This window comes from Kitasatospora sp. NPDC059462, assembly GCF_042749955.1.
GTDB lineage: Bacteria > Actinomycetota > Actinomycetes > Streptomycetales > Streptomycetaceae > Kitasatospora.
In genome coordinates, this window is the sequence record NZ_JBHYUU010000248.1 from 1 (window position 1) to 10,014 (window position 10,014).

Here is a 10,014-nt window from a genome sequence, read left to right on the forward strand (position 1 = left end):
GAGCAGCTGGCCTACATCCAGTACACCTCCGGCAGCACCGCCAGCCCCAAGGGCGTACCGGTGACCCACGGCAACATCGTGACCGCGGTGCACGCGCTGGCGAGCGCCTCGGGCTCGACCGGCGACGACACCTGGGGCCTGTGGGTACCGCTCTTCCACGACATGGGGATCTTCTGCCTGCTGACGGCGCTGGGGACCGGCTGCGACGCCGTGCTCTGGCGGCCCCGCGGCGGCGTCAAGCGCCCGCTCGACTGGCTCCGCCGCTTCGCCGCCGAGGGCTGCACCCACACCGCGGCGCCGAACTTCTTCGTGGACGCGCTGGTCAGTGCGGTGCGTGCCGAGGAGCCGCAGCCGGAGCCGGCCGACCTGTCCGCGTGGCGGGTCTGGTGCAACGGCGCCGAGCAGGTCAACGCCCGCTCCATCGAGGAGTTCCAGAAGACCTTCGGGAGCTGGGGCTTCCGGCCGCAGACCATGTGCCCGGTCTACGGCATGGCCGAGGCCACCCTCACGGTGACGTTCTCCTCCGCCGAGCTGGAGCCCCGGTTGCGCTGGGTCGACCGCGAGGCCCTGGCCGACGGGCGCTTCGCGCTCAGCACGGAGGGCGCGCCGAACGCCCGTGCGCTGGTGAGCGTGGGCACCCCCGTCCCGGACATCGCGGTACGCGTCTGCGCCGACGGGGCCCCGGTCCCGGAGGGGCACCCGGGTGAGATCGAGATCTCCGGGCCGTCGGTGATGAGCGGCTACTACCGCCGGCCGGCCGGGGACGAGCGCTCGCCGGACGGCTGGCACCGGACCGGGGACATGGGCGTGATCGCCGACGGCGAGCTGTACATCTTCGGCCGCCGGAAGGACATGATCATCGTCCGGGGCGTCAACTACTACGCGGAGGACGCCGAGGCCGTCGTCCGCGACCTCCCCGGGGTGGCCCGCAAGGCGTGCGCCGCCATCGCGGCGGAGGACCACATGGCGCTCGTCGTGGAGACCGCCCTGACCGGCGAGGACGAACGCGCCGCGCTGATCGCCGCCTGCCACCGGCAGCTGCGGGCCCGGATGGGCCTGAGCGCGGTCACGGTGCACCTCGCCCCGACCAGGTTCCTGCCGCAGACCAGCAGCGGCAAGGTGCAGCGCGGCAAGCTCCGGTCGCTGCTGGACGAACTCGGCGACGGGCGCGGCGCCACGGACCCGGCCGGTGCCGCATGAACGTTTCACCACCCCCACACCCCGAAGGGAGTCTCCGGATGAGGGAGACCGCGTCCGACAGCATCGTGTCCTCCGTGATCGCGGCCCTCACCGCGGAGCTGGACATCGACGCCACCGCACTGCCGGGGGACGCCGAGCTGTCCCTGCTGCCCGGCATGGAGTCCGTGAAGCTGCTGCGCATCGTCAACACGCTGGAGCAGGTGCACGGCGTCAGCCTCGACGACGACGCGCTGTTCTCGATCGAGACCGTCGACGACCTGATCGGCGCGTTGACGGAGCAGGTGCAGTCCGCCGAGCCCGCCGCGCGGGAGTCCGGCAGATGACCCCGGCGACGGGCCCGCTCACCGCCGCGGCGCCGGAGGCCGCCGGCTGGGTCAGCGCGCTGCGACAGATCGTACCCACACCGGACGCGTACGCACGGTTCGACATGGACCGCGAGGCTGCCCTGACGGTCATGCGCTGCCCCGGCGAGGTCCTCGACCTGCTGGTGCGGGAGGGCCTGCGCTCGCGCGGCGAGGGCGACCGGGCGCGCTTCGAGGACAGCGACATCCGCAACGTGGCGGCCGCCTCCGGCTCCGGCGGCTCCTTCATGGAACTGGTGCAGCGCTACCTGTTCCGCTTCGCCGCCTCGCCGCCCGGCGAGTGGGTCAACCCGCGCTCCTGGGCGATGCGCAACCTCGCGGCCTGCGTCGAGTCCGACGACTGCGGCGGGGCGTGGGAGTTCGCCCGCCTGGCCAGCGCCGAGTTCGGCGGCGAGGCCCGCGACGAGCGCACCGCGAAGGGCGCCGAGCTGGAAGTCCGCGGCGCGAGCGTCGAGGGCCTCCCGCCCGCGGCCGGGTTCGCGGCGACCGTGCGAACGGTCGGCAGCGTCCGGCGGGTCCGCGACCCGCTGGTCCGCGAGGCGTTCCACGCGTCGCTGGAGGAGATGCGCAGCGGGCGGATGCGCTACCAGGACATGCCGGTGGCCATGCGCAACGACCCGGCGGCGGCCCGCGCCAACGGCACCGCGAACTGCATCAGCGTCAGCCTGCACCTGCGGGACGTCCTCACCGCGGCCGGCCTGCGGGCCCGCACCCGCAAGGGCTACCTCATGGGCCTGCTCGGGAGCGACCACTCCTGGGCGGAGGTCCACGAGGACGGCGAGTGGAAGGTCATCGACCCGGTCTTCGCCCTCCTCGGGCTGCGCCAGGGCGCGGGCGAGGAGTTCGTCGAGTTCTGCCTCGGCTCGGTGCCCAACCGGCTCGTCCCGTGCGACTGTCCCGCCGACCGGGATACCGTGCGCCACACCCACGACGGGACCCCGGTCGCGGTCCGCAACGTGCTCCTGGTCAACCCACTGAAGGAGAAGGCATGATGAACGCCCGTGAGCTGCTCGCCCGGAGCATGGCGGCGCCGGCGATCCTCGACGACATCGCCGACGGTGACGACCTGCGCGAGTCCGGGTTGAACTCGGGGGAGATGGTCCTGGTGGTGATGCACCTGGAGGAGGAGATCCGGCGGGCCCTCGACGACGAGGAGATCACGTCGGTGACCACGATCGCCGCCATCGACGACCTGCTGCGGACGGCCGGGCCGGCGGACGCCACCACCGGCAGTGGAGGCTGACACCGCGCTGACGGAGCAGGCCCCGGCGGCGTCGGCGCCGGACGCGGCGTCCGCCCCGGGAGCGGTGTCCGCCCTGGAGTCGGCCGTCGCCCGCCACGGCGGTCCGCCCGCCGGGACGGCGCTGGCCTTCGCCCACGCCGGGGCGGACCGGACCCCGGCGCCCCACCCGGCGGAGGAGGACCTGCTCCGGCGGCTGCCCGCCACCCGGCACGCGGACTTCCGCCTCGGCCGCGCGGCGGCCGCCCGGTGCCTGGCCGGTCTGGGCGTGCCCGGTCCGGTGCTGGCCGAGGGCCGGCTGCCGCTGTTCCCGGACGGCGTCGCCGGATCGATCAGCCACCGCGCGGGCGTGGGGGTCTGCCTGGCCGCCCCGCGCTCGCTGGCCCGGGCGGTCGGGGTCGACCTCGAACTGCTGGACGCGCTCCCGCTGCGGGCGGCCCGGCTCGTCTGCACGGAGCGGGAACGGGCCTGGCTGGAGCCCGGCCCCGACCCCGTCGCCCGGCTCGGCACCCTGTTCTCCCTGAAGGAATCGATCTACAAGGCCGTCTGCTCCCGGGGCGTCGCGATCAGCGGCTTCCAGCAGATCGAACTGCCCCCGGAGGCCTGCGGGGACCTTCCCGGACCCGCGGCCACCGTTCTCGTCGCGGGAGTGCTGCTGGAGACCGGCCTGCTCCGCTCCGGCCGGTCCGTACTGACCTGGGCGGTCGTCCGCCCCTGACCGCAAGGACGTCTGATGCACGGGTACCACCAGCTCCTGGACAGGATCGTGGCCGGCACGGCCAGTCCTCCGGCCGTGATGGACGCCCTGCGCCTGCCGCGCATCGAGGGCTGGAAGGACCGCCGGGTGTGGGGCAGCTGGGAGGTCGACCCGGTCGTCGTCGGTCCCGGCGGGGTGTTCGGCGGATACCTGGCCGCCGTGGCCGACAGCTTCGCCGGGGTGTGCATGTACACCGTCCTGGAGGACGACCAGTGGCTCGCGACCCGCGAGCTGTCCATGCGCTTCCTGCTCCCGCTGACCGGCGGGCGCGTGCACACCGAGGCGGCGGTCGTCCGGGCGGACCGGCGCCGGGTGTGGGTGGACACGGTGTTCACCACCGAAGCGGGAGCGACGGTGTGCACCGCCCAGGCCGTCCAGGTGGTCGTCCCGAGGAGGCCGGCCGCCCCGGAGGGAGCGAGGAGCTGACCGGCGCGCCACCGCACGTCAATCGACCCACCAGCGAACCACGGAGGAGAACGCCGCATGTCCGCAGCACAGAACGAGGCACTCTACATCGGTGACCTGTTCGCCATGGGGGCGTCCCAGCACCCGAACAGCCGCATGACCCTCGACCACCGGCTCGCGCTCTTCCCCGCCTCGGGTACCAGCGTGACGTTCCGTCAGCTCGCCGACCACGTCGAGGAGATAGCCGCCCGGCTGGCCGCCGCCGAGGTCGGCGCGGGCGAGCGGGTGTTCCTCTTCGCGTCGAACACCTTCGACCTCGTCCTGGCGGCCTGTGCGCTCAGCCGGCTCGGCGCCGTCCCGCTCCTGCTGTCCCCGAAGCTCGACGGCGACATCGTCGCGCAGCTCCTGACGAAGACCGACGAACCGGCGGTGCTGCTCACCGACCCGGCGACCCTGCGCGGCGCGCTCGACGGGGTCGACGTCGCCGCCACCACCAGCAGGGTGCTGCTGCTCACCGGCGAGGCCGACGGCCACGAGAGCCTGGACCGGCACGCCGGAGCCCCGCGCCGCGCCGCGGTGCGCACCGAGCCCGACGCGCCGTGCCTGGCCACGCACACCTCGGGCACCACCGGGCTGCCCAAGCTCGTCCTCCAGTCCGCGCGCAGCCTGTGGTGGCACCTGAAGCCGCAGCTGCGGACCGCGAAGATCATGCGCGCCCGGGAGGCCCGGGCCATCTGCGTCTCGCTGGTGCACGCCCGGATATGGCCGCTGCTGTACATCGTCATCTCCCGGGGCCAGCACACCGTCGTGCTGACCGACCCGGACCCGCGCAAGGCCGCCGACCTGCTGAGCGAGACCCGCCCCGGGCTGCTGGAGGCCCACCCCAACATCCTCATCCAGTGGGAGGCGCTGGCCGACGACCCGCGCGGCCCGCTGGCCAACGTCCGCTACTTCATCAACACCTTCGACGCCATGCACCCGCGCACCATCCGCATCCTGCTCGGCGCCAGCCGGCGCAGGATGCCGGTCTACGTGCAGGGCTACGGACAGTCCGAGACCGGGCCGGTCTGTCTCCGGCCCTACACCCGCCGGCTGGCCAGGACGGCGGACGGCCGCTGCCTCGGCTTCCCCTTCAAGGGCGTCACCGAGGTCAGGATCGGGGAGCCGCTGGCCGACGCCTCCGGCCCGGAGAAGGTCGGCCCCATCCTGGTGCGCACGCACGGCCACTCGGTGGGCATCATCGGCGGCGCGGAGCAGTTCGCGGAGCGGTTCGCCGGCGGGTGGTGGCGGATGGGCGACCTCGGCTACCGCAGCAAGTGGGGGTGCGTGCACCTCCTCGACCGGGAGATCGACCACATCGACGGCGTGACCAGCAGCCTCCAGGTGGAGGACGTGCTCATGGAACGGCTGCCGCAGCTGACCGAGGTCGTCCTGGTCGAGGGCAAGGACGGCAACCCCGTCCCGGTGGTGGCGACCCACGGCGACCAGCCGCTCGGCACCGCGGCGTGGCAGCGCGCGGTCGCCGGACTGCCCGGCATGGCCGAACCGCTGCACAGCCCGTGGAACGCCCTGCCGATGACCTCGACCTGGAAGGTCCGCCGCCAGCTCCTGGGCGCCATGGTCGCCGACGGCAGCCTCCCCCTGGTCGGCTCCCCCGACCAGGGCCGGGCGGAGCGGCTGACGTGACTGCCGAGGCCGGCGCCCCCGCCCTCGTGCGCACGGCGGCGCCCGAAGTCGACCTGTTCGCGGCGGAATTCGCCGCCGACCCGTTCCCCGTCCTCGCACGGCTGCGGGACACCGCCCCCGTGCACCACGACCCGGCGACCAAGCTGTGGCTGGTGAGCCGGGACGAGGACGTGCGGCGGGTCCTCCTGGACACCGTCACCTACCGCAACGACAACACCCTGCGCTCCGTCGTCCCGCTGCGGCTCCCCGCGCTGCGGATCCTGGACCGGGTGGGCTTCAAGACCCTGCCCCCGGCACTGTTCAACAACAGCGGGGACAGCCACCCGGCGCTGCGCGCGATCGTCCTGAAGCTCCTCAGCGCCCAGCGGGTCCGCCTCGCCACACCGGAGATCGAGCGGATCACCGCCGAGGAACTCGACGTCATGGCCGCCGACCTGCGCACCACCGGCCGCCACGACCTGGCCCGCGGCGCGGCCAGGACCGTCCCGGTCCGGGTCATGCTGCACCTCCTGGGCCTGACCGGCCCGGCCCGGGTCGACGTGCACACCGTCGCCGACTGGACCGACGCGTTCATCACGCTGTTCTGGGGACGCACCGAGAAGGACCGGCAGCGGGAACTCGCCCACCGGGTGGCCGCCTTCTACACCTGGCTCTGCGAGCTGGCCGAGATCCGCGACGCCCCCGAGGACTCCCTGCTCGCCGCGCTGGCCCGGCAGCGGACCCCCGACGGCGCCCCGCTGAGCCGCGAGGTGGCCGTCGCGGTCTGCTCCAACCTGCTGGTCGCCGGACACGTGACGACCACCCAGATGATCACCACCGCGGCCCACCGGGCCCTGGAGAGCGGGGTCCACTGGCCGGAGCTGGCCGGCGACCCCACGGCCGCCGGGCGGTGGCTGGAGGAGATCCTCCGCCGCGAGCCCTCGCTGACGGCCTGGCGGCGGGTCACCAGCCGGGAGACCCGGCTCGGCGGGGTCGACCTGCCGGCCGGGGCGGAACTGCTCCTCATGCTGACGAGCGCCGGGAACGACCCCGAGGCCCACCCGGACCCGGAGCGGCTCTGCCCGATGCGGGACGCCGGTCACCAGCACCTCGGCTTCGGGCTCGGCCGGCACCGCTGCCCGGGCGCCGAACTCGCGCGCGTCGAGGGCCGGGTGTTCCTGAGCATGTGCGCCGAGCGGTTCCCCGGACTGCGGCCGGCCACCCCGGAACCGCCGCCGTTCCTGCCGCTGGTCTCCTTCCGGGCCCCGGCCCGCCTGGACGTCGCCGACCCCCACCCGCACCGGGAAGGACACCATGAAACTCGTTGAACCCGAGATCACCGTGATCGCGCGTCCGTCCCTCGACCTGCGGGAGGTCACCGCCTACCTGCGGGAGATCGGGGGCGAACAGTGGCTGGCCAGGTTCGACCAGGGTGCCCTCGACAACCCGCCGAACGACGCCGAGACCCTGGCCGAGATCGCGGGCCGGATGTGCTACCGGTCCTGGGAACCGGGGCTCAACCCCAACGTCACCCGGGTGCGCACGGACCAGGCCGCCTACCTGCGCAACGTGCTGGCCAGCGCGCACGGATCGGTGCTGGAGCACGCCAACTTCACCTTCGTGCTGAAGAACGTCAGCCGGGTGCTCACCCATGAGCTCGTCCGCCACCGCGCGGGCACGGCCGTCTCCCAGGAGTCGCTGCGCTTCCTGCGGCTGGACGAACTGCCGTTCTGGTTCCCCGACTGGGCCAAGGACGACCCGGAGCTCATGGAACGGACCGGGAGGGCCCTGCGGGAACTGGAGGAGCTCCAGCTCTGGATGGCCCGGCACTTCGGCCTCGACCGCGAGGGCGTCCCGTTCGCCGAGAAGAAGCACCGGACCTCCTTCATGCGGCGCTTCGCCCCCGAGGGTGTCGGCACCAGCCTGGTCTGGACGGCGAACGTCCGGACGCTGCGCCACGTCATCGAGTCCCGGACGGCCCCCGAGGCGGAGGAGGAGATCCGGCTCGTCTTCCACCGGGTCGGCGAGCTCATGCGGGCCGAGGCGCCGACGCTCTTCGGCGACTACGAGGTGACCGACGGTTCCTGGACGCCGGCGTGGCGGAAGGTCTGACGATGGGTGCGAGGATTTCCGCGCCGGCGGCGGAGGGGAACGCGGGCATTCTGGGACTCGGGACCTACCGGCCCCGCAGGGTGGTCGACAACGAGGAGGCGTGCCGGTTCATCGACTCCTCGGACGCCTGGATCCGGCGCCGGACGGGCATCGTCACCCGGCACTGGGCCGACGACGACGAGACCCTGGAGATGATGGGGGAGGCGGCGGCGAGCAAGGCGGTCGCGGCGGCGGGGATCGATCCGGCGCGGATCGACTGCGTCATCGCCGCCACCTTCACCCACATGCTGCAGACGCCCTCGGCCGCGGCGTCGATCGCCCACCGCCTGGGCGCCCGGCGGGCCGCCGCGTTCGACCTGTCGGCGGGCTGCGCGGGTTTCGTCCACGGCGTGGCGGTCGCCGCGGACGCCGTCCGCAGCAGGGGCGCCCACGTCCTGGTGGTCGGGGTGGAGCGGATGACCGACCTGATCAGCCCGCGGGACCGCTCGACCGCCTTCATCTTCGGCGACGGCGCGGGCGCCGTGGTCGTCGGCCCCGCCGCGGAGCCCGGCATCGGCCCGGTGGTGTGGGGCGCGGACGGCTCCCAGGCCGCCCTGATCACCCAGACCAGACCGTGGACCGCGCTCAGGGACGCCGTCGGGAAGGCGTCCGGGAATCCGTCCGAGGACTCCTCCGGGGGCTCCTCCGGCGGCGCGTTCCCCCACATGGTCCAGGAGGGCCAGAGCGTCTTCCGCTGGGCCGTGACCGAGATGCCGGAGGTGGGGCGGCGGGCGCTCGCCGCCTCCGGCCTCACGGTCGAGGACCTGGACGCCTTCGTCCCGCACCAGGCCAACGTGCGCATCATCGACGCCATCGCGGCCCGCATCGGGCTGCCCGGGACGGTGGCCGTGGCCCGGGACGTCGCCCGGTCCGGGAACACCTCGGGGGCGTCCGTCCCGCTCGCCATGGACCAGCTGCTGGCCTCGGGCGAGGCCGAGGCCGGGGACACCGCGCTGCTGCTCGGCTACGGCGCGGGGCTCTCCTACGCCGGACTGGTCGTCACCCTGCCGGGCGTCGGCTGACGCCCCGGGCCGCGGAACGCGCGCGCCCCGGCGGGCTTCCCGGGAGAGGGCTCCTCCGGTGATCCGGAGTCCCGGGAATCCGCCGGGGTGCGCTCAGGCCTTCGGGACGAGCGTGTTCTCGTTGGTGCGCCCGGCGGCGAAGTCGTCGATGTTGCGGGCGGTGGCGTCGATGATCTGGCCGACGGCGGTGTGGGTGAAGTAGGCCTGGTGGCTGGTGACCAGGACCTGCGGGAAGGTGACGAGGCGGGCGAGGGTGTCGTCGGTGATGCCGTGGATGGAGCGGTCGGTGAAGAAGACGCCGGTCTCCTCCTCGTAGACGTCGAGGCCGACGCCGGAGAGGCGGCCGGCACGCAGGGTCTCGACCAGGGCGGCGCTGTCGACGAGCCCGCCGCGGCTGGAGTTGACCAGGATCGCGTCGTCCTTCATCCGGGCCAGGGCGGCGGCGTCGATGAGGTGGTGGGTGGCCGGGAGCAGCGGGACGTGGAGGCTGATCAGGTCGGCGCGGGAGAGGAGTTCGGGCAGTTCGGTGTAGGTCATGCCGAGGTCGAGGCAGGCGGGGTTGGGGGCGATGTCCCAGCCGAGGAGCTCGGTGCCGAATCCGGCCGCGATCCGGGCGAAGCATTCGCCGATCTTGCCGGTGCCGATGACGCCGACCGTCATGCCGTGGATGTCGCGGCCGAGCAGGCCGTCGAGGCGGAAGTCGAACTCCCGGGAACGGTTGGCGGCGCGGGTGAGGCGCCGGTTGACGGCCAGGGCGAGCGCCCAGGCGTGTTCGGCGACGGCGTAGGGGCTGTAGTGGGAGACCCGGGCGATGGTGAGGCCGAGCCCGGCGGCGGCCTCCAGGTCGATGTTGTTGAAGCCGGTGGAGCGCTGGGCGATCAGCTTCGTCCCGCCGGCGGCGAGGACGGCCAGGGTCCCGGCGTCCAGGACGTCGTTGACGCTGCTGCTGACGGCCGGGTGGCCGGCGGCGAGCGGCGCGGTGTCGCGATCGAGGAACACGGCCAGGGTCCGCAGGGAGTGCCGGCCGGCGAAGGCCTTCTCCAGGAGCGGCTGTTCGTCTGCTTGGACGCCGTAGGCGAGGATCTCCATCCCCGTCACGCTACCCAAAGCGCCGCCGGAATGCGCGCACTGGCTCGCGCCGTCCCGACGCCCCCGGGGGCTCGGCCGGGAACGGCCCCGGCCCCCGGCGCTCGCGCGCTCGGGGGCCGGGGC

At 73.8% G+C, this 10,014-nt stretch carries 11 protein-coding genes; 10 read left to right on the forward strand and 1 reads right to left on the reverse strand.

Annotation, left to right across the window (positions count from 1 at the left end):
• From ACFXAM_RS35370 to ACFXAM_RS35415, 10 genes are all read left to right on the forward strand, one after another.
• Positions 1-1,200: AMP-binding protein (locus tag ACFXAM_RS35370; protein WP_380297630.1), on the forward strand; the 1,200-nt coding region annotated here is incomplete at its 5' end.
• A 38-nt stretch (positions 1,201-1,238) separates the two neighbouring features.
• Positions 1,239-1,523, forward strand: a complete 285-nt coding sequence (locus ACFXAM_RS35375; protein ID WP_380297632.1) for an acyl carrier protein — start codon at positions 1,239-1,241, stop codon at positions 1,521-1,523.
• Positions 1,520-2,554 (forward strand): transglutaminase domain-containing protein, encoded by a 1,035-nt coding sequence (locus ACFXAM_RS35380; protein ID WP_380297634.1) that lies wholly within the window; start codon positions 1,520-1,522, stop codon positions 2,552-2,554. Before ACFXAM_RS35375 ends, ACFXAM_RS35380 begins: the two co-directional genes overlap by 4 nt.
• Complete coding sequence (locus ACFXAM_RS35385) at positions 2,551-2,805, forward strand: phosphopantetheine-binding protein (protein ID WP_380297636.1); 255 nt, start codon at positions 2,551-2,553, stop codon at positions 2,803-2,805. Before ACFXAM_RS35380 ends, ACFXAM_RS35385 begins: the two co-directional genes overlap by 4 nt.
• On the forward strand, positions 2,795-3,520 hold the full coding sequence (locus ACFXAM_RS35390) for a 4'-phosphopantetheinyl transferase (RefSeq protein ID WP_380297638.1): 726 nt from the start codon (positions 2,795-2,797) through the stop codon (positions 3,518-3,520). Before ACFXAM_RS35385 ends, ACFXAM_RS35390 begins: the two co-directional genes overlap by 11 nt.
• A gap of 15 nt (positions 3,521-3,535) precedes the next feature.
• A complete protein-coding gene (locus ACFXAM_RS35395; protein WP_380297639.1) occupies positions 3,536-3,985 on the forward strand; it encodes a PaaI family thioesterase in 450 nt (149 codons plus the stop codon).
• A 57-nt stretch (positions 3,986-4,042) separates the two neighbouring features.
• Positions 4,043-5,650: a class I adenylate-forming enzyme family protein gene (locus ACFXAM_RS35400; protein WP_380297640.1), complete on the forward strand. Its 1,608-nt coding sequence runs from the start codon at positions 4,043-4,045 to the stop codon at positions 5,648-5,650.
• Complete coding sequence (locus tag ACFXAM_RS35405; protein ID WP_380297642.1) at positions 5,647-6,957, forward strand: cytochrome P450; 1,311 nt, start codon at positions 5,647-5,649, stop codon at positions 6,955-6,957. Before ACFXAM_RS35400 ends, ACFXAM_RS35405 begins: the two co-directional genes overlap by 4 nt.
• On the forward strand, positions 6,944-7,741 hold the full coding sequence (thyX, locus tag ACFXAM_RS35410) for an FAD-dependent thymidylate synthase (RefSeq protein WP_380297644.1): 798 nt from the start codon (positions 6,944-6,946) through the stop codon (positions 7,739-7,741). Before ACFXAM_RS35405 ends, thyX begins: the two co-directional genes overlap by 14 nt.
• Positions 7,742-7,743: 2 nt before the next feature.
• The gene (locus tag ACFXAM_RS35415; protein ID WP_380297646.1) at positions 7,744-8,802 is read left to right on the forward strand and encodes a beta-ketoacyl-ACP synthase III; all 1,059 of its coding nucleotides are present in this window, start codon (positions 7,744-7,746) and stop codon (positions 8,800-8,802) included.
• Between the two features lie 93 nt (positions 8,803-8,895).
• On the opposite strand, the gene ACFXAM_RS35420 is transcribed toward ACFXAM_RS35415, so the two are convergent.
• Complete coding sequence (locus ACFXAM_RS35420) at positions 8,896-9,891, reverse strand: 2-hydroxyacid dehydrogenase (RefSeq protein WP_380297648.1); 996 nt, start codon at positions 9,889-9,891, stop codon at positions 8,896-8,898.
• Positions 9,892-10,014 lie beyond the last annotated feature (123 nt).

Coding starts and splice junctions, on each gene's coding strand:
- ACFXAM_RS35385 (WP_380297636.1), top strand. CDS start 2,551: ATGATGAACGCCCGTGAGCTGCTCGCCCGGAGCATGGCGGCGCCGGCG.
- ACFXAM_RS35420 (WP_380297648.1), bottom strand. CDS start 9,891: ATGGAGATCCTCGCCTACGGCGTCCAAGCAGACGAACAGCCGCTCCTG.
- ACFXAM_RS35400 (WP_380297640.1), top strand. CDS start 4,043: ATGTCCGCAGCACAGAACGAGGCACTCTACATCGGTGACCTGTTCGCC.
- thyX (WP_380297644.1), top strand. CDS start 6,944: ATGAAACTCGTTGAACCCGAGATCACCGTGATCGCGCGTCCGTCCCTC.
- ACFXAM_RS35415 (WP_380297646.1), top strand. CDS start 7,744: ATGGGTGCGAGGATTTCCGCGCCGGCGGCGGAGGGGAACGCGGGCATT.
- ACFXAM_RS35395 (WP_380297639.1), top strand. CDS start 3,536: ATGCACGGGTACCACCAGCTCCTGGACAGGATCGTGGCCGGCACGGCC.
- ACFXAM_RS35375 (WP_380297632.1), top strand. CDS start 1,239: ATGAGGGAGACCGCGTCCGACAGCATCGTGTCCTCCGTGATCGCGGCC.
- ACFXAM_RS35380 (WP_380297634.1), top strand. CDS start 1,520: ATGACCCCGGCGACGGGCCCGCTCACCGCCGCGGCGCCGGAGGCCGCC.